The organism is Lysinibacillus sp. UBA5994, assembly GCF_002429725.1.
GTDB lineage: Bacteria > Bacillota > Bacilli > Bacillales_A > Planococcaceae > Lysinibacillus > Lysinibacillus capsici.
Map to the genome: position 1 here is coordinate 7,547 of NZ_DJAU01000034.1, position 25,072 is coordinate 32,618.

At 37.6% G+C, this 25,072-nt stretch carries 23 protein-coding genes; all 23 read left to right on the forward strand.

What is annotated here, in order from left to right:
- Positions 1 to 760: class II fructose-bisphosphatase (gene glpX / locus B3D98_RS11740; RefSeq protein WP_288583137.1), on the forward strand; the 760-nt coding region annotated here is incomplete at its 5' end.
- A 223-nt stretch (positions 761 to 983) separates the two neighbouring features.
- Complete coding sequence (rho, locus tag B3D98_RS11745) at positions 984 to 2,267, forward strand: transcription termination factor Rho (RefSeq protein ID WP_016992739.1); 1,284 nt, start codon at positions 984 to 986, stop codon at positions 2,265 to 2,267.
- Positions 2,268 to 2,401: 134 nt separating this feature from the next.
- Positions 2,402 to 4,303, forward strand: coding sequence for an AraC family transcriptional regulator (locus B3D98_RS11750; RefSeq protein WP_288583140.1), 1,902 nt, complete (start codon positions 2,402 to 2,404; stop codon positions 4,301 to 4,303).
- 76 nt (positions 4,304 to 4,379) lie between these two features.
- Complete coding sequence (locus tag B3D98_RS11755; RefSeq protein WP_048395605.1) at positions 4,380 to 6,104, forward strand: ABC transporter ATP-binding protein; 1,725 nt, start codon at positions 4,380 to 4,382, stop codon at positions 6,102 to 6,104.
- Between the two features lie 37 nt (positions 6,105 to 6,141).
- The gene (locus tag B3D98_RS11760; protein WP_048395606.1) at positions 6,142 to 6,936 is read left to right on the forward strand and encodes an ABC transporter ATP-binding protein; all 795 of its coding nucleotides are present in this window, start codon (positions 6,142 to 6,144) and stop codon (positions 6,934 to 6,936) included.
- A 32-nt stretch (positions 6,937 to 6,968) separates the two neighbouring features.
- Entirely contained in the window at positions 6,969 to 8,021 is a 1,053-nt protein-coding gene (locus B3D98_RS11765) for a FecCD family ABC transporter permease (RefSeq protein WP_054548709.1), read from the forward strand.
- The gene (locus tag B3D98_RS11770) at positions 8,018 to 9,052 is read left to right on the forward strand and encodes a FecCD family ABC transporter permease (RefSeq protein ID WP_009371943.1); all 1,035 of its coding nucleotides are present in this window, start codon (positions 8,018 to 8,020) and stop codon (positions 9,050 to 9,052) included. Before B3D98_RS11765 ends, B3D98_RS11770 begins: the two co-directional genes overlap by 4 nt.
- 123 nt (positions 9,053 to 9,175) lie before the next feature.
- The gene (locus B3D98_RS11775) at positions 9,176 to 10,225 is read left to right on the forward strand and encodes an NAD(P)/FAD-dependent oxidoreductase (protein WP_054548733.1); all 1,050 of its coding nucleotides are present in this window, start codon (positions 9,176 to 9,178) and stop codon (positions 10,223 to 10,225) included.
- Between the two features lie 203 nt (positions 10,226 to 10,428).
- Positions 10,429 to 10,632, forward strand: a complete 204-nt coding sequence (rpmE, locus tag B3D98_RS11780) for a 50S ribosomal protein L31 (RefSeq protein ID WP_004269457.1) — start codon at positions 10,429 to 10,431, stop codon at positions 10,630 to 10,632.
- A 116-nt stretch (positions 10,633 to 10,748) separates the two neighbouring features.
- Positions 10,749 to 11,321 (forward strand): thymidine kinase, encoded by a 573-nt coding sequence (locus B3D98_RS11785; RefSeq protein ID WP_048395608.1) that lies wholly within the window; start codon positions 10,749 to 10,751, stop codon positions 11,319 to 11,321.
- A 173-nt stretch (positions 11,322 to 11,494) separates the two neighbouring features.
- Positions 11,495 to 12,571, forward strand: a complete 1,077-nt coding sequence (gene prfA, locus B3D98_RS11790) for a peptide chain release factor 1 (protein WP_004269459.1) — start codon at positions 11,495 to 11,497, stop codon at positions 12,569 to 12,571.
- Positions 12,558 to 13,418 carry a peptide chain release factor N(5)-glutamine methyltransferase gene (prmC, locus tag B3D98_RS11795; protein ID WP_112117318.1) on the forward strand — a complete coding sequence of 287 codons (861 nt, stop codon included), beginning with the start codon at positions 12,558 to 12,560 and terminating at the stop codon, positions 13,416 to 13,418. The genes prfA and prmC overlap by 14 nt, the downstream gene beginning before the upstream one ends.
- A gap of 44 nt (positions 13,419 to 13,462) precedes the next feature.
- Complete coding sequence (locus tag B3D98_RS11800; RefSeq protein ID WP_066036937.1) at positions 13,463 to 14,056, forward strand: stage II sporulation protein R; 594 nt, start codon at positions 13,463 to 13,465, stop codon at positions 14,054 to 14,056.
- 101 nt (positions 14,057 to 14,157) lie between these two features.
- Positions 14,158 to 15,192: an L-threonylcarbamoyladenylate synthase gene (locus tag B3D98_RS11805; RefSeq protein ID WP_288583151.1), complete on the forward strand. Its 1,035-nt coding sequence runs from the start codon at positions 14,158 to 14,160 to the stop codon at positions 15,190 to 15,192.
- 169 nt (positions 15,193 to 15,361) lie between these two features.
- A complete protein-coding gene (locus tag B3D98_RS11810) occupies positions 15,362 to 15,859 on the forward strand; it encodes a manganese efflux pump (RefSeq protein WP_048395616.1) in 498 nt (165 codons plus the stop codon).
- Positions 15,860 to 15,881: 22 nt separating this feature from the next.
- A complete protein-coding gene (locus B3D98_RS11815) occupies positions 15,882 to 16,322 on the forward strand; it encodes a low molecular weight protein arginine phosphatase (RefSeq protein ID WP_054548714.1) in 441 nt (146 codons plus the stop codon).
- Between the two features lie 8 nt (positions 16,323 to 16,330).
- Positions 16,331 to 17,614 carry a methyl-accepting chemotaxis protein gene (locus B3D98_RS11820; protein ID WP_004269465.1) on the forward strand — a complete coding sequence of 428 codons (1,284 nt, stop codon included), beginning with the start codon at positions 16,331 to 16,333 and terminating at the stop codon, positions 17,612 to 17,614.
- Between the two features lie 328 nt (positions 17,615 to 17,942).
- Positions 17,943 to 18,380: a ribose 5-phosphate isomerase B gene (gene rpiB, locus B3D98_RS11825; RefSeq protein ID WP_004269466.1), complete on the forward strand. Its 438-nt coding sequence runs from the start codon at positions 17,943 to 17,945 to the stop codon at positions 18,378 to 18,380.
- A gap of 86 nt (positions 18,381 to 18,466) precedes the next feature.
- Positions 18,467 to 19,009, forward strand: coding sequence for a TIGR01440 family protein (locus tag B3D98_RS11830; protein WP_016992753.1), 543 nt, complete (start codon positions 18,467 to 18,469; stop codon positions 19,007 to 19,009).
- 58 nt (positions 19,010 to 19,067) lie between these two features.
- Entirely contained in the window at positions 19,068 to 20,309 is a 1,242-nt protein-coding gene (gene glyA, locus B3D98_RS11835) for a serine hydroxymethyltransferase (RefSeq protein ID WP_048395620.1), read from the forward strand.
- Positions 20,310 to 20,594: 285 nt separating this feature from the next.
- Positions 20,595 to 22,751: an EAL domain-containing protein gene (locus tag B3D98_RS11840; RefSeq protein ID WP_288583153.1), complete on the forward strand. Its 2,157-nt coding sequence runs from the start codon at positions 20,595 to 20,597 to the stop codon at positions 22,749 to 22,751.
- 124 nt (positions 22,752 to 22,875) lie between these two features.
- Positions 22,876 to 23,505 (forward strand): uracil phosphoribosyltransferase, encoded by a 630-nt coding sequence (upp, locus tag B3D98_RS11845; RefSeq protein WP_004269470.1) that lies wholly within the window; start codon positions 22,876 to 22,878, stop codon positions 23,503 to 23,505.
- A gap of 157 nt (positions 23,506 to 23,662) precedes the next feature.
- Positions 23,663 to 24,784, forward strand: a complete 1,122-nt coding sequence (gene wecB, locus B3D98_RS11850; protein ID WP_288583157.1) for a non-hydrolyzing UDP-N-acetylglucosamine 2-epimerase — start codon at positions 23,663 to 23,665, stop codon at positions 24,782 to 24,784.
- The last annotated feature ends 288 nt before the right edge of the window (positions 24,785 to 25,072 follow it).

The window sequence follows — 25,072 nt, forward strand, 5'->3', positions numbered from 1 at the left end:
TTATATTGGTGAAGAACTTGGTTTACGAAATGGTGGTCCTAAAGTAGATATTGCAGTAGATCCTTTAGAAGGTACAAACATTGTAGCAAAAGGTACAAATGGTGCTATGACAGTTCTTGCTATTGCAGATAAAGGGAATCTGTTAAATGCACCAGATATGTACATGGAGAAAATTGCTGTAGGACCAGAAGCGGCGGGCAAAGTGGATATCAATGCTTCCGTCACTTATAACTTATTACAAGTAGCAAAAGCTAAAAATAAAGATATTTCTGATGTTGTAGCTACTCTTTTAGATCGACCACGTCACCAAGCGATTGTTGATGAAATTCGTGAGGCTGGTGCACGTATTAAATTTATCCAAGATGGCGATGTTGGTGCAGCAATCAATACGGCTTTTGATGAAACAGGCATTGATATTATGTTTGGAACAGGTGGTGCACCTGAGGGTGTTATAGCAGCAGTAGCTTTAAAATGCCTTGGTGGTGACTTCCAAGCAAAACTAGTACCAGAAGATGAAGAGCAATTAGAACGCTGCACAAAAATGGGTGTGGATGTTGAAAAAGTTCTTTATTTAGATGACCTAGTAAAAGGTGACGATGCTATTTTTGCAGCGACAGCAGTAACAGATTGCGAGCTTTTAAAGGGTGTTCAATATAAAGGTGCTTATGCCTTAACTCATTCAGTAGTTATGCGTGCTAAATCTGGTACGGTTCGCTTTGTTGAAGGCCGTCACGCTCTTGAGAAAAAACCTAGATATTAATGTTATTTTCTTCTAAAATATACCTAGTACATCTATTGTGCTAGGTACCTTCTTCTTTAAATAACCATCCCATATTTTTAAGGCAATGTTTAGTTATATGGTGGAAGTATTTCAATAGATATTATTAAAGGCAACCATATAAGCGTTAGCAGAGCCAATCGTAAACTTCAATGATAACCCCATTAAATTGAATTATATTTTGAAAAAGACTGGAGTTGTGCATATGTCTGCATTGACAATCGCTCAATTAGAAAACATGACGTTAAAAGAGCTTTACGCCCTTGCACGCCAATATAAAATTTCATATTATAGCAAGCTAACGAAAAAAGAATTAATATTTGCTATTTTGAAAACGCGTTCAGAGCAAGAGGGCTATTTCTTTATGGAAGGCGTACTAGAAATTGTTTCGCAAGAGGGCTTCGGCTTCCTTCGACCAATCAACTACTCACCAAGTAAAGAAGATATTTATATTTCTGCATCCCAAATTCGTCGCTTTGATTTGCGTAATGGGGACAAGGTGTCAGGAAAGGTGCGTCCACCGAAGGAAAATGAGCGCTATTATGGCCTATTACAAGTAGATGCTGTCAATGGCGAAGATCCTGAAGTAGCGAAAGAACGAGTTCATTTCCCAGCACTAACACCTTTATATCCAAATCGACAAATTAAACTAGAAACAACACAACGCAATTTATCCACACGTATAATGGATTTAGTGGCACCAGTAGGCTTTGGACAACGTGGATTAATTGTAGCTCCGCCAAAGGCAGGGAAAACGTCTTTATTAAAAGAGATTGCGAACGCTATTACAACCAATCATCCGCAAGCGGAGTTAATTGTCCTATTGATTGATGAACGACCTGAGGAAGTGACAGATATTGAACGTTCTGTCAATGCAGATGTTGTCAGCTCAACATTTGATGAAGTACCTGAGAACCACGTCAAAGTGGCTGAAATAGTATTAGAACGCGCACGACGTTTAGTGGAACATAAACGTGATGTAATTATTTTAATGGACTCTATTACACGTTTAGCTCGTGCTTATAACTTAGTAATTCCACCAAGTGGACGTACACTATCTGGTGGTATTGATCCTGCTGCATTCCATAGACCGAAACGTTTCTTTGGTTCGGCTCGTAATATTGAAGAAGGCGGCAGTTTAACAATTTTAGCAACGGCTTTAGTAGATACAGGTTCTCGTATGGATGAAGTTATCTATGAAGAATTTAAGGGAACAGGGAACTTAGAGCTTCATCTTGATCGTCAGTTAGCGGAACGCCGTATATTCCCTGCGCTTGACATTCGTCGTTCGGGTACACGTAAAGAAGAGCTTCTTCTGGAACCAGAACAACTTGAAAAGCTATGGGCAATTCGTAAAACGTTTTCTGATGCACCTGATTTTGCAGAGCGCTTCCTGAAAAAAATACGTACAACAAAATCAAATGAAGAATTTTTTGAAAAGCTAAACGAAGATATGAAAAAAGCAACAAAGGGTAAGGGACTTTTATAAAGGGCATCACCATTGACAATCAAATTGTCAGTGGTGATTTTTTTTTGTATATGTTTATTTTATAAATGTATATTGAAATTGATAATCATTATCAATATAATGGTAAGTAAATATGTGTTCTGAAGGAGACGAAGATGAATTATGATGCCTATATGCTTCTTTGGCAAAATGCATTTATCCAGTTGAAGCAAATCGATTACATAAATAAATCAGACATTCATGTGTCAAAGGTTTTAACATATAGCTCGTTTCTTATTGTCACAGCAGGCGGTGCACAGATTGTCATTGATGATCAATCTTATCATGTGCAACGCTTCAGTATTTTTCATCTAGGTAAATCTCAATCTCTTCACATTAAGGCACATCAGAGTGTTAGCTATTTTCTCATTAGCTATAAAGGAGATGTCATGTACAAAGATGCCTTTATGCAGCATTTGCACATGCACTATCAACCATTCCAAATACATTTCTCTTGTGTACCCGCAAATCCGATAGTCATTCACAGCATCCTTCAGGATATGTATAGCAAATGGCAATCTGGCTCTATACAGGAGCATTTATCTGTAAGGGCATCCTTCTATGAGCTTATCTATCATGTCTTTCGAGAATTAGCAGAAGGACAAGGGAAACCACATGAAATTGATAAGGCAGAAGCCGCACGATTATTTATAAAGCAACACATTCATCAACCATTATCTATCCAGACATTAGCAGATATGCTTCAGATTAGTACACGACATTTATTACGCATCTTTAAAGCTCGCTATGAAATAGGTCCACAAATATATTTACAACAATTGAGAATAGAGCAGGCTAAGCAGTATTTATTAACCAATCAATATGGCATAAAAGAAATTGCCATATCTCTTGGATTTGAAGATGAATATTATTTTAGCCGTGCTTTTAAAAAAGCAACAAAACTGGCTCCAAGTAGCTTTAGGCTGAAATATGCATTTAATATGTCCGAAATTGCCATTACAAATGAGAATCATTTTCAATACAATAATAATCAGCTCGCGCAAGCAAAACGATTTGAGAATGGAGAAAATGAAATCATGATGAAGAAGATGATTCACCATATAAAGCTACCTTTTTTATTAAGCCTGTTCGTTTTAATGGCAGCGTGTAATGAAGAGACAAGCCAATCTAAGGTTGATGAACCAACTTCGCCCGAGAAGGCAGAGACTAGAACCGTAACAGATGATAGTGGACGCGAAGTAGAGATTCCAATGCAGGCAGAGAGAGTCGTAACTGATTGGTATCTGGGGCAAATTTTAGCGTTAGATGTTGTACCAGTTGGAGGCGTAACGGCTAACCTTGATTATGCTGCTTTCTTAAAGCAACACTATAAGGATGGTGAAATTACGAATATTGGTACAGATGGTAAGGTGTCATTAGAAAAAGTTTTAGAGTTAAAGCCAGACTTGATTATTACTTGGAATATTGAAGATGTAGCGAAATATGAAAAAATTGCCCCGACAATTGTCTTCGCTGAAGATGCACATCAATCAGCGATTGAGGAGATTAAGGCAATGGGGAATTACTTAGGAAGACAAGAAGAGGCTAAGGCCTTTACAAAAGAATTTGAAGATCGGATCGTAAAAGCTAAAGAAAAAATCATGGATGTGATTCCAGAGGGAGCCACATTTACTATTTATGAAATGTTTGAAAAAAATGCAACGATTGTAGGGCAATCAAGTGTATCGGGCGGTAGAGCGCTCTATCAAATTTTGGGCATGAAACCTCAAGAAAAGGTGCAGGAGATTTTTGATACAAAGGAAGCAAGTAATGGACGCTATGAGATTTCCTATGAGGTAGTAGGTAACTATGTAGGTGACTATAACTTCATGATTAATTTCTTTAACAAAGATGGCCAGTTGCCAGCAACATGGACAAACTTAGATGTCGTTAAAAGTAATCAAGTATTAGAGCTTCCATCTGAATATTATTTTGCTTCTGATCCGCTTTCTGGCTTACACCAAGCTGAAGAACTAGCTGACAAAATAGTTGAATTTACAAAGGCTCATCAACAATAACTGAGATAACAGGAGAGCTATTGTAGATAGCTCATTTATAGATACGTAAAACGAGATCACGATAGGAGGCTACACCATGTTATTACGGCGATTTTTTTCATATTATAAGCCCTATAAAGGCTTATTTATTTTAGATTTTAGCTGTGCCATATTAGTGGCACTAATAGAGCTTGCGTTTCCAATTGTTTTAAATAAAGTAATTGATGATATTCTGCCAGATGGGGAATTGAAATGGATTATTATGGCGAGTTTATTGCTGTTTGGATTATATATTTTTAACTCCATTCTTCATTTTATCGTTTCATATTGGGGACATATGCTGGGCATTAATATTGAGACGGATATGAGAAAAGAATCCTTCAGCCATGTACAAAAGCTATCCTTTAGATATTTTGATAACAACAAAACAGGGCATCTTGTTTCTCGTTTAACAAATGATTTGATGGATATTGGTGAACTTGCTCACCATGGTCCAGAGGATATCTTTATTGCAGCGATGACGATTATTGGAACATTTGGTGTCATGTACTATATTGATCCAACCTTTACGATTCTTATTTTCTTACTTGTTCCGATTATCTTAATCTTAACCATTATTTTCGGGAAATTAATGTCCAAGGCATTCCGTCAAATGTTTGGAGATATTGCAGATTTTAATGCACGTGTTGAAAACAATGTAAGTGGTATTCGTGTTGTACAAGCTTTTACAAATGAAGATCATGAGATTAAACGCTTTAAAGTAAATAATGAAAGATTCCGTATGACAAAGCTGTTTTCCTATAAAGTAATGGCTTGGAATGAAGCTATTTCAGGCATACTCACGAAGGTATTATCACTCTTTACTTTATTTGTTGGGGCTTATTTTGTATTAAATGGGCATTTAACAAATGGCGATTTTATCGCATTTATTTTACTTTCAGGTATTCTCTTAGGCCCAATTAACAAAATCAATATGTTTATAGAAAGCTATCCTAAGGGCATGGCAGGATTTAGGCGCTATATTGAATTCCTCGAAACGGAGCCCGAAATTGCGGACCGTCCAGAAGCGAAAACAATCGATGAAATTGATGGTGAAATTACTTTTTCTAATGTATCGTTTGGCTACGCTGCCAATAATCGTGCCTTACATCAAATTAATTTAAAGGTACGTCCTGGTGAAACGGTTGCCTTAGTAGGCCCTTCTGGTGCAGGGAAATCTACGATCTGTAGCCTATTGCCACGTTTTTATGAGGTGAATGAGGGTTCCATTAAGATTGATGGTGTTGATATACGAGACTTTAAACTGCAATCTTTACGTTCGCATATCGGGATTGTCCAGCAAGATGTCTTTTTATTCGATGGTACCATTCGTGAAAACATAGCCTATGGTGATTTAAATGCCAGTGAAGAAGATATTTGGTATGCCGCACAACGAGCACAACTGACGGATGTAATCAATGCTTTACCAGAAGGCATGGATACTCTCATAGGTGAACGTGGTGTCAAATTATCAGGTGGACAAAAACAAAGATTATCAATTGCGCGTATTTTCTTGAAAAATCCAAAAATCTTAATACTAGATGAAGCAACATCTGCATTGGATACAGAAACAGAACAAGCTATCCAGCAAGCCTTAAACGAGCTTTCTATCGGTCGTACTACATTAGTGATTGCCCACCGTTTAGCAACGATTAAGGATGCAGACAGAATTGTTGTGGTATCGAAAAAGGGCATTATTGAAGAAGGCACACATGAGCAATTAATGGAACGTCAAAATGCTTACTATGGCTTGTATACAGCCCAATTTGGTTTACAAATTTAAAAGTAAAAGCATTCTCAAAAGTGAAAGGAAGTTAAAGATGTCAGTACTTGAAATAGATCATGTTGCGATTGGTTACTCTTCTGCGCTCATCGTCAATGATTTAAGTGTGGAGATTCCAAAAGGGGAGATCTCCACGATTATTGGTCCAAATGGTTGTGGCAAGTCTACTTTATTAAAGGCTGTAGCACGTGTATTACGCACACAAAATGGAGCTGTCTATTTAGATGGCAAAGCTATACATCAATTGAAAACAAAAGAAGTGGCCAAAAGAATGGCTATTTTACCTCAAACAGCAACAGCACCAGGAGGATTAACGGTTTTTGAACTGGTATCCTATGGTCGTTTTCCTCATCAAGTAGGGTTTGGTACATTGCAAAAGGAAGACTATGAATATATCCATTGGGCTATTGATGTTACGGGACTAAGAGAATTTAGTGATCGACCAATCGAAGCATTATCAGGTGGTCAGCGTCAGAGAGTATGGATTGCTATGGCATTGGCGCAAGGCACGGATATTTTAGTACTGGATGAACCAACAACTTATTTAGATTTAGCACATCAGCTCGATATTTTATTGTTGCTACAAAAACTAAATAAGGAAGAAGGACGAACAATTATCATGGTTTTACATGATTTAAATCATGCATCACGGTTCTCTCATTTTATGATGGCCATGAGAGACGGCAATTTAATGGTGAATGGCAGTCCAAAAGAAGTGATGACAAAAGAAAATTTACAAAGGGTATTTAATATTGATGCAGAAATGGCTGTATGTCCCTATAGTGAAAATCCAATCTGCCTATCTTATCAGTTGTACGATATGAAAAAATAAAAGCTAGTTGGAAGTTATGAGGAGGAAATAAAATGACTACGTCGACAGGAGTAGGAGAGCTCCACGATTTAGAAGAGCTACAGAAGCGATCTCATCCGATCCGTGGAGTAGTGGCTTTAATCGTAGGAGTAATTGGATTAATAGTTGCCATTGGCTTATCAATTTCTTTTGGTGCAGCAGATATTTCATTGGGTACTGTTTGGACAGCTGTTACCCATTTTTCACCAGAATTAACAACACATCAAATTATCCATGATATTCGCTTACCACGGGTACTTGGAGCAGCATTAGTCGGTGCAAGCTTTGCGGTAGCGGGTGCGATTATGCAGGGGATGACACGCAACCCTTTAGCAGACTCAGGGTTATTAGGCTTGAACTCAGGAGCTGCCTTTATGTTAGCCGTATGTTTTGCCTTCTTCCCTGGGTTGCCTTATATGTATTTAATTTTATGGTCCTTTGTAGGTGCAGGTCTTGGTGTGGCCATCGTTTATGGTATTGGTTCGCTTTCTAAAGGTGGCTTAACACCTATGCGACTAGTTTTAGCAGGAGCTGCTGTTAGTGCGTTACTTGGGGCGCTCGGAGAAGGAATTGCTCTTTATTTTCGTATCGGACAAGACCTCGCATTTTGGTATGCGGGTGGGGTTTCGGGCACAAAATGGAGCCATCTACAAATCTTATCTCCATGGATACTTGTTGCGATGATAGGAGCTCTAATCCTATCACGCTCCATCACCGTACTGAGCTTAGGTGAAGAAATTGCAGTCGGGCTAGGGCAACGTACTGCGGTGGTAAAAGTATGGGGAATGATCATTGTTTTAGTTTTAGCGGGTGCAGCAGTTTCTGTTGTCGGTGCGGTTGGTTTTGTAGGGTTAATTATCCCTCATTTAACCAGATACATAGTTGGTCATGATTATCGCTGGATCATCGCTTGTTCTTTGGTATATGGAGCATTGCTTGTTGTGTTAGCTGATTTAGTAGCACGTGTTATTAATCCACCATATGAAACACCCATTGGTGCGCTCATAGCCTTTATTGGAGTACCATTCTTCCTTTATTTAGCTCGAAAAGGAGGGAAAGAACTATGAGTAACAGCTATTTAACACCAAGTCAGCTAAAGGCGAAAAGGAAACATTTTTCCATCCTTGCTACGCTCATTGTGTTAATCGTTATTACCTTTGTCATAAGTATGAATACAGGTGTCATTAAACTGACACCAATGGAGGTTCTTCGGACTCTTTTTGGTCAAGGTGATGCACAACAGCAGCTTATCTTATATGAATTCAGACTTCCAAGAATTGTGATTGCTGTATTAGTAGGTATGGGGTTAGCTATATCAGGCGCTATTTTACAGGGCATTTCTAAAAATGCCTTAGCAGACCCAGGAATCTTAGGGATTAATGCGGGAGCAGGACTAGCGGTTATGCTCTATGTGTCATTTTTCCCAACTACGAAAGCAGCACCTGTTTATTTACTGCCTATACTGGCTTTTGTAGGAGCAGGTTTGACAGCTGTACTGATTTATTCACTTTCTTATCGACGCCATGAGGGGATTACACCAATGCGTTTAATCTTAACTGGGGTAGCTGTGGCAGCAGGGATTAGCTCCGCTATGATTGTGCTAACACTACGTCTATCGCCAGAGAATTATCAATTTGTAGCAACATGGCTAGCAGGTAGCATTTGGGGCTCAAATTGGAGATTTGTTCTGTCGTTATTACCATGGTTAGTTATCTTATTGCCATTCGTCTATTCAAAATCACGTGTATTAAACATATTGAATTTAGGTGAATTAACAGCAGTAGGACTAGGTGCCTCGATAGAAAAAGAGCGACGCTGGTTGTTGGCTGCTGCTGTTGGTTTGGCTGGAGCTAGTGTTTCAGTAAGTGGTGGAATTGGTTTCGTTGGCCTTGTTGCGCCACACTTAGCTCGACAGCTTGTTGGGGCTAAACACCAGTTTTTATTGCCAACCGCAGCATTATTAGGAGGTTTCTTAGTGTTAATGGCTGATACAATCGGTCGTTCCATTTTAGAACCTTCAGAAATTCCAGCAGGGATTGTGGTAGCAGTTTTAGGAGCACCTTATTTCTTGTATTTACTAGCACGATTAAAAGAGTAAATGGCACTTTTTCCTTTGTGTGTGAATAGTATTACCATGAGGGGAAAGAATAGACGGTTATTAGATTAATTCTTGTCAAATAATTTACGTTTGAATAGATTAGAAGGGGATGGAGAAGAGGAAATGTCAGAGGAACTATATGATGTAACGATTGTTGGCGGTGGTCCAGCAGGGCTTTATACTGCCTTTTATAGTGGAATGCGAGATTTAAAAACGAAAATTATCGAGTATAGCTCACAACTTGGTGGTCGTATGTTAATATATCCTGAAAAAATGATTTGGGATGTAGGTGGAGTAACACCTATTTTAGGTGGTCAGCTTATTAAACAACTTGTGGAGCAAGCTGAAACCTTTGATCCAACGATTGTCTTAAATCAAAAAGTGGAAAAGTTAGATAAGCAACAGGATGGAACATTTATTTTAACATCCTCTACAGGAGAAAAGCATTATTCCAAAACGGTTATTTTAGCAGTAGGCTATGGCGTCCTTTCTATGCAAAAGCTTGAAATTGAAGGAGCAGATCGCTACGAAGTAACGAATTTACATTATACAGTTCAGGAATTAGAAATCTTTCGAGACAAGCATGTGTTGATTTCAGGTGGTGGTAATTCTGCGGTTGATTGGGCTAATGAGCTAGAGTCAATAGCCGCAAGCGTCACGATTGTTCATCGGCGAGATGATTTTGGAGGACATGAAAAAAATGTCTTACGTATGAAAGAATCCTTAGTTCATGTAAAAACGCCCTATGAAGTGGTTCAATTGCATGGGGACGGTGATTTAATTCAATATGTATCTATTGTCAATAAAGATACCGATGAATTGGAACGAGTAAAGGTAGATGCTGTCATTGTAAATCATGGTTTAAAATGTGATTATGGTGCGCTTGAAGAATGGGGATTAAATATTCAGGATGGCGTAGCAATTGTTAATGAGAATCGTGAAACGAACGTAGCGGGTATCTATGGAGCTGGTGATTTTATTGATCATCCTAGTAAAGTTAGATTAATAGCTGGTGCATTTACTGATGGAATACTAGCATTAAATAGTGCAAAACTATACTTGGAGCCAGATGCACCGAAAGTAGCCTATGTATCTTCACATAATATTCGCTTTAAAGAACGAAATGAGAAAATTGGGTTAGTAGACAATGATTATCGTGAAGTTCGCGGTTAGGTATTAGGGATGGTTTGCTTTTAATATTTTTTACTTGAAAATGATAAAATGTCTATGCTATACTTCAAAAGTATGCAACGTGTACATATGTAGCTGACGTTCCACTTCGACACAACTTTTGTAGTCGACATATTCGGGCTATGTAAGGTACAGTTCGATAATACTCTGTTCCAGATGGTTCAGGGCGAGAGGAGAAAACGAATATGAAACAAGGAATTCATCCAGACTACAAAGAAGCAACAGTAACTTGCTCTTGTGGGAACACTTTCAAAACTGGTTCAGTAAAAGAAAACATCGTTGTCGAGTTCTGCAACGAATGTCACCCATTCTATACTGGCCGTCAAAAATTCGCGTCTGCTGATGGTCGCGTGGATCGTTTCAACAAAAAATACGGTCTTAAAAACTAATGTTAGTTTAATACCTGCCAAGCATGCGCTTGGCAGGTATTTTTTTCAGTAAATAATACACGTTGATGCAAGTCTTTTCAAAATCCAGATTGACACAAAGAAAGGGAGAAGACAAAATGGCACAGCTATATTTTAAACATGGTGCAATGAATAGTGGGAAGTCAATAGAAATTCTAAAAGTTGCCCATAATTATGAAGAACAACAGAAACCTGTAATGATGTTTACTTCAGGTTTAGATACGCGTGATGAGGTGGGCTTCGTTTCCAGTCGAGTAGGTTTACGACAACAAGCCATTCCTGTTTATGAAGATACAAATATTTTTGAAATAGTGAAAACTAATGCTGTCAAACCTTATTGTGTGCTTGTGGATGAAGTTCAATTTCTAAAAAAAGCACATGTTTTACAGCTAGCTAACATTGTGGATAAATTGGACATTCCCGTAATGGGCTTTGGTTTAAAAAATGATTTTCAAAATGAGCTATTTGAAGGTAGCCAGTACATGCTTACATATGCAGATAAAATTGAGGAAATGAAAACAATTTGCTGGTTCTGTCATAAAAAAGCAACAATGAATTTGCGTGTAGATGAAAGTGGAAAGCCAGTTTACACAGGAGATCAAATTCAAATCGGTGGCAATGATTCGTATTATCCTGTTTGCCGAAAATGTCATGCAAATCCACCGCTTTAAAGCTAAGTAGCTTGTTAAAGCGCTAAGAAAAAGTAGCATACATGTGAAAATTTCCTTATACTAAGTAGTGGAAATAAGAAATGAAAAAACCATTACGCCTTAGCGTAATTTTGATGAAAGCGGCTTCTCTGTAAAAAAGGAGCAATTTAAAAAACTAAATAGAGGTGAAATCCATGTTTGATCGATTACAAGCAGTGGAAGATCGTTATGAAAGGCTTACTGAGCTTTTGAGCGATCCGGATATTGTTAATGATAGTAAGAAATTACGCGAATATTCTAAGGAACAATCAGATATCCAAGAGACAGTAGATACTTATCGTGAATATAAAAGTGTTAAAGAACAGCTAGTAGATACACGAGAAATGTTAGATAGCGAAAAAGATCCTGATATGCACGAAATGGTAAAGGAAGAATTTAACCTATTAAAAGCACAGCAGGAAGAGCTAGAAGAGCGATTACGTATTTTATTAATTCCAAAAGATCCGAATGATAATAAAAACGTTATTATGGAAATCCGTGGGGCAGCTGGTGGTGACGAGGCTAATATTTTTGCAGGTGACTTGTTCCGTATGTATTCTCGCTATGCAGAAACGCAAGGTTGGAAAATTGATATTATGGAAGCTACACCAAACCCAATGGGCGGCTATAAAGAGGTAATCTTTATGATTAATGGACAAGGAGCCTATTCAAAATTCAAATTTGAAAATGGCGCACACCGTGTACAACGTGTCCCTGCTACAGAATCACAAGGCCGAATTCATACATCAACAGCAACAGTTGCTTGCTTACCCGAGGTTGAGGAAGTAGATGTTGAAATCCATGAAAAAGATATCCGTGTAGATACATTCGCATCTTCTGGTGCGGGTGGTCAATCTGTAAATACAACAATGTCTGCTGTTCGTATGACCCATTTACCGACAGGTGTTGTGGTTTCGATGCAGGATGAACGTTCACAAATTAAAAACCGTGAAAAAGCAATGAAAATTCTTCGTGCTCGTGTTGCAGATATGTATATGCAGGAAGCGCAAAAAGAGATTGATGCTACACGTAAATCAGCTGTTGGATCTGGTGACCGCTCTGAGCGAATTCGCACATACAATTATCCACAAAACCGCGTAACCGACCACCGTATCGGCTTAACGATTCAAAAGCTAGATCAAATCGTTGAAGGCAGACTAGATGAGATTATCGATGCTCTTATTTTAGAAGAACAAGCATCGAAGTTAGAGCGTTTAAATGATGACTTATAAAAATGTGATGGAGGCCCTTGAGTGGGCTTCTTCTTTTTTAGTGGATAATGGTTGTGAACAAACAGCAGCGCGGATTGTTATGCAACATGTGCTTGGTACTAGTTATGGAGAAGTTATGTTGCATTTGCAAGATGAATTAACAGCAGCGCAGCAAATGAGATTTAATGAGCTCATAGAAGAACATGTCAATGGACGCCCTGTCCAATACTGTGTTGGGTATGAGGAGTTTTATGGCCGTTCATTCTTAGTCGATGAATCTGTCTTAATACCACGACCTGAAACAGAGGAATTGGTGCTTGGAACAATTAATCGACTACCTAAATTATTTACAAAGCAAACATTGAAGCTGGCTGATATCGGTACAGGTAGTGGAGCCATTGCTATTTCAATGAAGCTGGAATGCCCAGCATTAACGGTCATAGCTACCGATTTATCAGAAGCTGCACTAGCAACTGCTCAAAAAAATGCAAAGCAATTAGAGGCAGATATTGATTTTAGATTGGGAGATTTAGCTGCTCCACTTGCAGGAGAAAAATTTGATATTGTTTTATCGAACCCACCGTATATCGCATTTGATGAGGCACAAGCAATGTCAAGCGTTGTGCTAGAGCATGAGCCGCATAGTGCCCTCTTTGCCGAGGAAGATGGTCTTATTTTATATAGAAAATTAGCCGAACAATTACCAGCTTATATGAATAGGCCAGCGTTGATTGGATTAGAAATCGGTTATACACAGGGGGAGAAAGTAGCCAAATTCTTTCAAGATAGTTTTCCACAGGCGACAGTTTCAGTAGAAAAAGATATTAACGGTAAACCTCGAATGATTTTTTGTGAGCTACATGTATAAAGTTTCTTATTCTTGCCAACAATGTTGAGCAAGGAGGGATTTTTATGTTGAACGAATACAAGATTATTAGATTACCTAAACAAAATATCTTTCTAGCTTTTGCTAGACTAGTATTAATTGCGATTGTTTTACAGTTATGTGTTTTATATATTCCAACATTAGTAGGTTTGGCGAAGGAATCTTCCGGTGATGTGCAAGAAAAAGATTTTCGTATACGTGTTATCGCAAACAGTAATACTGCACAAGATCAGCTAGAGAAACAGCAGCTTGTCCAAGATTTAAAGCCATACTTTCTACAACTGGGTACGGCTGGATTTGCTGGGAATGAGCAAATTCTTTCGTTAAAACAACAAATTGAAGCTGAACTGAGCGAAAATTATCCACAATTGGATGCACAGGTTGTTGTTGGGGATAATTTATTCCCACCAAAAAGACAAGGTGCTGTACTTTATCCACAAAATGTCTATCAATCAATTGTTGTAAAGATTGGTGATGCCCGTGGAGATAACTGGTGGTGCAGTATTTTCCCATCGATATGTGAGCCTGATAAAGAAGAGGTAAAAGAAGAAGTAGAAGTAGAAGAAAAAGAACAAGTTACATTCTTTATATGGGAATGGATTAAAGGACTTTTTGAATGAATTGTGCACAAATTCAGACAACTTATACACATTTTTTATTAAGTTATAAACAATATGTGGATAATTCAGTAAAAACGAATAATTGAAGGTAGGTATTAATCATGAAAACTGTTTGTAAGGTTGTGGACAGTAATGTGAATAGTCAGATTAATTATACACAAGCTGTGGATATCTTAAATGCAGGAGAGGTAGTCGCATTTCCAACAGAGACGGTTTATGGCTTAGGAGCGATTGCCACAAATGATCTGGCAGTTAAAAAGATATTTGAAGCAAAAGGTCGACCTTCAGATAATCCTTTAATTGTCCATGTTGGTACAAAAGAGGAAGTAGCGATCTATATCGACCATATTTCTGACATAGCTAAACAATGCATGGATTTATTTTGGCCAGGACCATTAACACTGGTGATGCCAGCGAAGCCAGATGTATTAGCTAAAAGTGTCACAGCTGGGTTATCAACAGTTGGCATTCGAATGCCTGATCATCCAGTAGCGCTCGCCTTACTACAACAGCTCCAAAAACCGCTTGCTGCACCGAGCGCTAATCGTAGTGGAAAGCCAAGTCCTACAGAAGCCGTTCATGTATTAGATGATTTAGAAGGGTACATACCTTATATTTTAGATGGAGGTTCTACAGGCATAGGGCTTGAGTCTACTGTACTAGATTTGACACATGAACCTCCAGTAATTTTACGTCCAGGTGGCATTACGAAGGAAATGCTTGAGGCTAAGATTGGTCCAGTGATTCAACCAACTAAAATAGAACAGAAGCTAGACGCAACGCCTAAGGCACCGGGAATGAAATATACGCATTATGCACCAAATGCTCCCGTGTATTTAATAGACTGTGATGTTGAGAAAGTCAACGAAGCTGTTCTGCATTTACAGAGACAAGGACATAGTGTAGCACTACTTGCACCTGAGAACTTTGAAGAAATTAAAGTGGATTTTTACTTCTCTATTGGTGAAGCAGGAAGTAAAGAAGAAATGGGTGCGGCCTTATATAATGCACTTAGAGCATGTGATAAAACTACCGCTACCGTAATATTAGCAACAACTACTTCAATAGAAGGAGTAGGTGCAGCTATTATGAATAGACTTGAAAAAGCCTCTGGAGGTAAATGGTATTCATTGTAAATAATAATAGAACAATTATAGGCAAAAGACATTGAAAAACCACATGTTTTTTGTCTTTTTTTGTCCAATTATTATATGTTAAAAATGAAAAACAATAGTAAACAGTTATGATAATAATGTATTTTCGAGCATAAAATGATAAAATATTAGGGAGCGAAGGAGTGCGTTCTTGCAGGGAATTCTTGCAGGTATATTAACGTCTGTTGATGTGATTGGTCTATATGTTTTGCTGCCAAATGTTAGATATCGATTATTTTTATCATTATGGACGGCTGCATTACATATGCTTTTTCCTTTATTAGGGTTTGAATTAGGAAGCTATTTAGTTCGATTTCTATTAGAATGGGGACAATGGATTTCAAGTATTTTATTATTTTGTATCGGGATGCATTTATTATTATTTTCTCACAGAGATGAAAAAGTAACGATTTCACCTGTACTTTTAGCAGTGACTGCAAGCCTAGACACCTTTTCAGTTAGTGTTTCTTTTGGTATGCTTAACTTAGAAAAAACGATTTTTATTATGAGTGCAGGCTTAAGTGCATTAATTTGTGCTTATGGGTCATTAGTTATAGCACGTAGGAGCCAAGTCTTTTTTGGCAATAAAATTCAAATCATTGCTGGCATTATATTTATAATCATGAGTATTCTAGCTATTCAACAATAGATAAAATTGGAGAGTGATAAGTGTGAAAATATTATTTGTTTGTACAGGCAATACTTGTCGCAGTCCGATGGCAGAAGCTATTTTAAAACATAAACAAATAAACAATGTAGAAGTGCGCTCAGCGGGTATTTATGCGATGCCTAATGCACAAATGTCAGCACATGCACAACAAGTGTTAAATGAAGCCCAAATGTCCCATCAACATTTTGCGACGCAATTATCACAAGCTGAAATGGCATGGGCAGACTTAGTTTTAACGATGACGACTGCTCACAAAGATACCGTCATTTCCAATTATCCAGAAGCTGAGCATAAAGTATTTACATTGAAAGAGTATACAAATGAGGGCAGTTTAGAAAATGTAGTGGATCCTTATGGTGGTAATAGAGCAATTTATGAAGCAACATTTGCAGAATTAAAAGAACTGGTTGATCAATTAATACAAAAACTAGAAAAGAATTGAGGGGTCCTATGAAAAAACAATTTGGTTTACGCCTAAAGTTGGTGTTATTTGTTAGTGTTCTTGCACTAATCACCTACAGTGTCAGTTTTATATTCATTGAGTTTTTACAACCTACCTTCTTCCCTGACACAAATCGAAAAGTTTTTGAAGTGATTACGTATGCGTTAGGCATAACTTGGTCAGGGATATTAGCTGCCTTTTTAAGTGTAATCCTCATCAAGCCGTTGCAGCAGCTTGAACACTCTGCAACACTTGTGGCAGAAGGAAAAATAGGACAGGATGTACAAATGCCTAATACAAATGATGAGATTCGATCTGTTGCAGAGGCATTCCAACAAATGGTGTTAAACTTACGTCAAATGGTGGAAAGTATTGATCATAACTTCCAACAAACGAATCAATCGATTATCCAGCTTTCAGATGAAGCAGGAGTGGCAACAAGAAAGGCAGAAGGCATTGCATCTACCGTAAAGCATATTTCTACAGGAGCAGAAGCATCTGCAACTGCTGTACAAGATACTGCTGAAGCGATTGAAGATGTAAGAACGCTTGCAACAGAGGTAAATAGTAGGGCAGAAGCATCAGCATCACAAACTAAAGAGATTCTACATAATTTATCGACAACAACAAAAGCCATTGAAACATTAGTGAATAGTATTCAACAAATTGCGACAGGCAATAATGAGGCATTAAAAAGCATTCATGCGCTAGAAGAGAATGCTGGACAGGTAGAACGAATAATTAGCTTGGTTGGTGACATTGCAGCACAAACCAATCTGTTGGCACTAAACGCCTCTATAGAAGCTGCTCGTGCAGGAGAACATGGAAAAGGCTTTGCAGTAGTAGCTGAAGAAGTCCGTGGTTTGGCTGATGAAAGTGCAAAAGCAGTGCAAGGAATTACAGCTTTAATTCAAACCATGCAGCAAAACGTAGAGGTAGTTGTGAAACAAATGAACGAACAAGTTGCCTTTGCAACAAAGGAAGCTGATCGAGTTTCTGAAACAACGACAGCAGTAGAAAATATGGCTTCGAATGTACATGAAATGGCAACATCAATTGTTGAGATTTCTTCTTTAATTGAACAGCAAATGCATAATATTGAAACGACAGCTCGACAATCACAGGAAGTTGCTGCCATTGCGGAACAAACGTCAGCAGGTGCACAGGAAGTTCGTAGTGCTGCTGAAGAGCAAGCCTATGCAATTGAACAAGTCGAGCATCTGGCTCAAAGTTTGAAAAAGCAATCGGAAGCATTGCATAAAATGATCCAACAATTTGATAGACAAGCATAGTCCTGAAGGTTATACATAAATCCCATGAAAAATTGGATTTATGTATAACCTTTTTTATTAAAGGACAATTTATGTCCACTGTAAGTAAAAAGCTAAAAAAACTTCAGTAGATGGAATATTACAACAAAAGACCATTATCCGAACTTATTAACATGATATTCACATTATCCACAAAAAAATAAGTTTAAAAGTGAATGATTTTGTGTTAACATACAATTAATGTTCGTCTTTCGGGAAAAATCAACGTAAAAACATAAGAAAAATCGTGTTATTCTTCAGAAAGAAGTGGTACACTAAGGTTGACTATAATTCGAAAAGAGGGAACCCAGTGAGAATAGCAATTTCTTCTGATCACGGAGGCAATAACTTACGTCGTGAGATTATGCAGCTATTAGATGAACTTCAAATTAGCTACGAAGATTTTGGTCCACAATCTGCGGATTCAGTAGACTATCCAGACTATGCAAAACCTGTATCTGAGGGTGTTGCTAACGGAGAATTTGATAAAGGCATTTTAATTTGTGGCACAGGAATTGGTATGTCCATTGCCGCTAATAAGGTCAAGGGCATACGTTGTGCATTAGTACATGATGTATTTAGTGCCAAGGCAACGCGTTGCCATAATGATTCAAATATTTTAGCAATGGGCGAACGTGTAATTGGCCCTGGCCTTGCACGTGAAATCGTACAAGCATGGCTAGAAACCGATTTTGAAGGTGGCCGCCATGTACGCCGTATTGAAAAAATTACTGAACTAGAGCAATAATAGTTTTGTTATTCCATATATGGCATTCGTATAGGATGTCATATATGGCATGATTTTAATGGATATAGATGAAGGAGCTGAGCTTAATGGTTGTAAAACAAATACGAACACATTTGACTCAGTTACTCAGTGAATTTGAAGAGCAAGTAACATTACGACCCCATACAATTTTTGTAGTAGGGTGCTCTACATCTGAAGTGATTGGTCAGAAAATTGGCACAGCGGGAGCATTGGAGATAGCAGAAGCCATTTTTGAGCCGTTACAAGAATTTGCAGCAAAGCATCAATTGCTTTTAGCATTCCAAGGTTGTGAGCATATAAATCGCGCCATTACTATGGAAGCATCAACAGCTGAAAAATTTGGCTATGATCCAGTAGCGGTTGTCCCAGTACGTACGGCAGGCGGCTCAATGTCAGCATATGCCTATACGCAATTTGATAACCCAGTGATTGTTGAAACAATACAGGCACATGCAGGTATTGATATTGGACAAACATTAATCGGTATGCATTTGAAAGCAGTAGCTGTACCTGTTCGAACATCGGTAAAAATGGTAGGAGAAGCTGTTGTGACGATTGCAACAACACGTCCTAAGCTAATTGGCGGAGAACGTGCAGTATATAAATAATTACCACCCTATTTAGTGGTAGAGATGAATAACGATACTTTAGGAGGCTTTTTCAAACATGGCATATGAAAAATTAGCAGTACAAGACAAAGCAGTACTAGATGGAATTCTTGCAGAAAAAACACGTCAGCAAGCAAATATTGAATTGATTGCATCAGAAAACTTTGTATCCGAAGCAGTGATGGAAGCGCAAGGATCAGTACTGACAAATAAATACGCTGAAGGTTATCCTGGTAAACGCTATTATGGTGGCTGTGAGCATGTAGACGTAGTAGAAGACATTGCACGTGATCGTGTAAAAGAACTCTTCGGAGCAGAATATGCAAATGTGCAACCACACTCAGGTGCACAAGCAAACATGGCTGTTTACCATACGATTCTAGAACCAGGTGACACAGTTCTGGGTATGAACCTTTCACATGGTGGTCACTTAACACATGGTTCTCCAGTAAACTTCTCTGGTATTCTATATAATTTTGTAGAGTATGGTGTAACACAAGATACACAAGTGATTGATTATGAAGATGTACGACAAAAGGCTTTAGAGCATAAACCGAAACTGATTGTTGCTGGTGCATCTGCTTATCCACGTGAAATTGACTTCTCTAAATTCCGTGAAATTGCAGACGAAGTCGGAGCCTATTTCATGGTGGATATGGCACACATTGCTGGACTTGTAGCTGCTGGCGAACATCAATCACCAGTGCCATATGCTGATTTTGTTACATCAACTACACATAAAACATTACGTGGACCACGTGGTGGATTAATTCTTGCTTCAAAAGAATGGGAGCAAAAACTAAATAAATCTGTATTTCCAGGAATTCAAGGTGGCCCATTAATGCATGTTATCGCTGCAAAAGCTGTAGCATTTGGAGAAGCTTTACAACCAGAATTTAAAGACTATGCAAAACAAATTAAAGCCAATGCAAAGGCATTAGCAGAAGTATTAATTGCTGAGGGTGTTGAAATTGTTTCTGGTGGTACAGATAACCATTTATTACTGCTAAATGTTAAATCTCTTGGTTTAACAGGTAAAGTAGCAGAGCACGCACTAGATGAAGTAGGTATTACAACAAATAAAAATACAATCCCTTACGATACTGAATCTCCATTTGTCACTTCTGGAATTCGTATTGGTACTCCAGCGGTCACTTCTCGTGGCTTTAAAGAGGAAGATATGAAAGAAGTAGGAGCAATTATAGCGGCTGTTCTTAAAAGCCCTGAAGATGAGGCAGTTAAAGCAGATGCAAAAGATCGTGTGAAGGCATTAACTGATAAGCATCCACTATATGTATAATCAATAGAATAATAGCTGTATTTAAAGTACAAAATTTACTTTAAATACAGCTTTTTATTTTGGAAATGGAGGATTAAACTGTAAAAAACATCTTTTTTCTAATAAAGTAGAATAATCCTCTTATTTTTGAATAAATTTACATAAAAACGGTATAAAGGGATATATTATAGTAGGCAGAGGACAGATAGTGTCCTAGAAAAGAAGTTTTTTTTAATAAAAGTGAAAATTTAATTAAATTTTATGTACAATGGAAATGAGATGAAGTGATAGAAAAGGAGGGGTTGGATGGTCACTAAATCGTTAAACACAGATTATGATGTATTATTAAACAGCATTCGCAAATTAGGTAATAATTCGAAAGAAAGCTACGTTATTTTTGATGCGACGAAGCATCATTACATAGTAGAGTGTAATGATTCTTTTTGTATGCTTACTAATGCTGCACGTTCACAAATTCTAAATACTGATTATTTTTCATGGCTATCAATGGACGAAAAAATGACAACCATTGAAATGATTAAAGAAAAAATACATAACGGCATAATGGTGCAGGCGAAGCTATATCATAATGGCATCGATAAACCTCCCTTTTGGGCAGAAATACAAGCATTACCTTTTTGCAATGAGGCAAATGTAACGCAATTTGTTTTAGTATTAGTGAAGGATGTTACATATTATCATACGGAAGACTTCTTAATGCGTTTAGAAAATGATATGTACAGGGCAATTGAGAAGGAGTTTACTTTTGAGCAAAAGATGAAGCTTATTTGTCAAGGCCTCGATGAATTTTTCATGCCAAATATTGCAAGTATGGTGCTTATAAAAACAGAAGTAAACCAATTACAAGTTTTCATAGGAGATAATCAAACAGAGAGCGTACCAAAATGTTGTACAAACAATGATTTCTTTAATAAGGTAATGCAATCAGAAACGTCTACTTTCATAGAAAATTTAGATGAAGTGAATATTCCTAAAGAACATAAGCAATATGCTTCGCTAGCTAAAAAGCCGCATGGATGGTTTATCCCTATACGTAATCAACAGCGGCAAGTAATAGGTGTTTTCTCGATATTTAGCCAAAAAACACAAAGTGACCAAATGCTTAAAAGTATGTTTCGAAAAATGGGTGCTCTTGTTGCATTGGCTTATTCATATGCAAGGACGCAGAAAAAAATTTGGGATTTAGCCTATACAGACATTACAACAGGTCTGCCTAATCGTCACAGCTTTGTTAATACGATTGAAAGGGAAGTCCAGCAGGGGCAAAGCGGCTTTATTAAAATATTAAAACCTAGTGAATTTCATCAAGTAGTTGAATTATATGGCCGTGAAATTGGTGATGAACTTTTAAGACAACTTGCCAAACGTCTTGAGCAAGACAAGTCAGAAAGTAATGAGTATGTTGCTAGATTCACTAGCTCTAGTTTGATTATGACTACAATGTCACTTCATGAAGATTTGAATGATTATGAGATGAGAATAAAAGAAACGATTCGCCAGCCTTTTATTATAGGAGGAAAGCAAATCTATATTACATTAAAAACAGGCATTGCTTCCTATAATGATGACATAAATATTAATGATGCGATTCGTTTTGCAGATAATGCGTTATCCTTTGCAATCGATAGGCCAGGCACACATACTGAAATATTTACAACAGAGAAAAATGATGTGCTTGTACAGAAGATGACGGTTTTAAATCATTTGTCAGAAGCCATCAAAAATAAAGAAATAACAGTCCACTTACAGCCTAAAGTAGATTTACGCAATGGGGAAATTCAAAGTATTGAAGCACTTGCAAGATGGATTTCTCCAAAATTGGGTTTTGTTTCGCCGGCAGTCTTTATTCCAGTAGCTGAGAGTGCTGGTAAGGTTCGAGAAATTGATGTGCTTATTTTAGAGACGGTACTCTCATGGCTTTCAGAACGACAACGCCTGGGAAGGAAATTAGTGAAAATAGCTGTCAATATTTCACCTGACCATTTTTACTACACGCACTTTGTTCAGGATACACTGAAACTTGTGCGGAAGTATAATATTGACCCTAGCTATATTATCTTAGAGGTGACAGAAAATATTGGTTTAGTAGATTTCCAATCAGCCTATAAGATCATTCAAGAGCTGAAGAGCTATGGCTTTAAAACATCCGTAGATGATTTTGGAACAGGCTTTTCTTCATTAAGCTATTTACAACAACTACCGTTTGCTGAACTAAAGATTGATCGTAGCTTCATCAATGCTATTGAAGATCCAGCAACACTGGCTATTGTTCGCTCTATCATTCAGTTAGCATTAAATTTAGGGATGATTTCAGTGGCAGAGGGTATAGAGACAGAGGAACAGGTTGAGATTCTACGTGCGCTAGGATGCACAGTAGGACAAGGATACTTCTATTTCAAGCCAATGCCAATTGAACAATTAGATATAATCCTTGATCAATAACTTAGTTTTGACAAAAGAATAGATGATAAATGGAGTTGTCCTAAATTTATTTTTGAGGCGACTCCTTTTTTCTGTTATACTAGTTGAGATAAAAATGAATCCGAACGGTGAGGAGAGAATCCCTTTGAGCAAAGTCTATGTATTTGATCATCCACTAATCCAACACAAATTAACTTATATTCGCGACAAGAATACAGGAACAAAAGAATTTCGTGAGCTAGTAGACGAAGTGGCAACACTAATGGCATTTGAAATTACACGTGATATGCCAGTAGAGGAAATTGAAATTGAAACACCTGTAACAATTGCAAAAACAAAAGTACTTTCTGGTAAAAAACTTGCAATCGTACCAATTTTACGTGCAGGTATCGGTATGGTAGATGGCGTATTAAAGCTTATCCCTGCTGCAAAAGTTGGTCATATTGGTCTTTACCGTGATCCAGAAACATTAAAACCAGTTGAATATTACGCAAAACTTCCTGCAGATGTTGAAGAACGTGATTTCATCATTGTAGATCCAATGCTTGCAACTGGTGGTTCTGCAGTGGAGGCAATTCATTCACTGAAAAAACGTGGAGCTAAAAACATTAAATTCATGTGCTTAATCGCTGCACCAGAGGGTGTGAAAGCTATTCAAGAAGAACATTCGGATGTAGATATTTACATTGCTGCACTTGATGAAAAATTAAACGACCATGGTTATATTGTACCAGGCTTAGGTGATGCCGGAGACCGTCTATTCGGTACAAAATAAAAATCCATACATGAAATTTCCTCATTTAGGAAACTAATAACTTGTGAAAGCGTCCTTCAAATTGAAGGGCGTTTCATAATATGTGTAGGTAAGTAATCCCTCATCAACAGGAGATTGATCTTACCATACAATAATAAAAAGGACGGTGCAGATCGTTTTGACAAAGAAATGGAAAGTAATGACGATTTTTGGTACAAGACCAGAAGCAATTAAAATGGCTCCTCTTGTTTTGGAGTTACAAAAGTATCCTAAGCAAATAGAATCTATTGTAACTGTAACAGCACAGCATCGCCAAATGCTCGATCAAGTATTAGAGACGTTTAGTATTACGCCAAACTATGACTTAAATATAATGAAGGATCGCCAAACATTAATTGATGTAACGACAAACGCATTACAGGGTTTAGATAAAGTAATGAAGGAAGCACAACCAGATATCGTTTTGGTACATGGTGATACAGCAACGACTTTCATTGCAAGCCTCGCTGCGTTCTATAACCAAATTGCTATAGGACATGTAGAAGCGGGACTTCGAACATGGAACAAATATTCACCATATCCAGAGGAAATGAATCGTCAACTAACAGGCGTGATGGCAGATTTACATTTTGCGCCAACTGAAGTATCTAAAAAGAATCTTTTAGATGAGAACAAAAATCCAGCGACGATTTTTGTTACAGGTAATACAGCAATAGACGCATTAGCAACAACAGTCAGTGAACACTACTCGCATCCTGTATTAGATAAAATTGGCGAGGATCGCATGATTTTATTAACAGCACATCGTCGTGAAAATCTTGGAGAACCGATGCGCCATATGTTTAAAGCGATTACCAGAATACTCGCAGAACATGAGGATGTTCAAGTTGTTTATCCAGTTCATATGAATCCGGCTGTAAGAGAAATTGCTAATGAAATTTTAGGGAATAATAAACGAGTGCATTTAATTGAGCCTCTTGAAGTATTTGATTTCCATAACTTTGCGGCTAATTCATATATGATCTTAACGGATTCAGGTGGTGTACAAGAAGAGGCACCTTCATTAGGAAAGCCAGTGCTTGTTCTTAGAGATACGACAGAACGTCCAGAGGGGATTGCAGCAGGAACATTAAAGCTAGCAGGAACAGAAGAGGAAACAATTTACGCTTTAGCAAAGGAATTACTAACAGATAATAATGCCTATGAAGCAATGGCTAAAGCATCAAATCCATATGGAGATGGACATGCATCTAAGCGTATTGTTGAAGCATTGCTAGGATTTTTACAAAAAACTAATTAAAATACTATATTTTATATTAAAAATAAGTCTAATGTACCTGTTGAAATGGGTAAGCTAATTTACGAGCATAATCTTGTCGTAAATTAGCTTTTTTTATGCGTGAGAAGGTTGAGAAATTTTGAAACTATGAAATTTCATACACAAATTTGTCAACAATTTGACAAGAGTATAGAGGCTGTGAAGTTTTTCTCCTTTACCAATTGACTTCAAATATCACCTATTGTATGCTTACAAAGGGTAAGAATGATAAGGGTTTCTGTTCATAAATAGGACGTTGAAACACTTGTT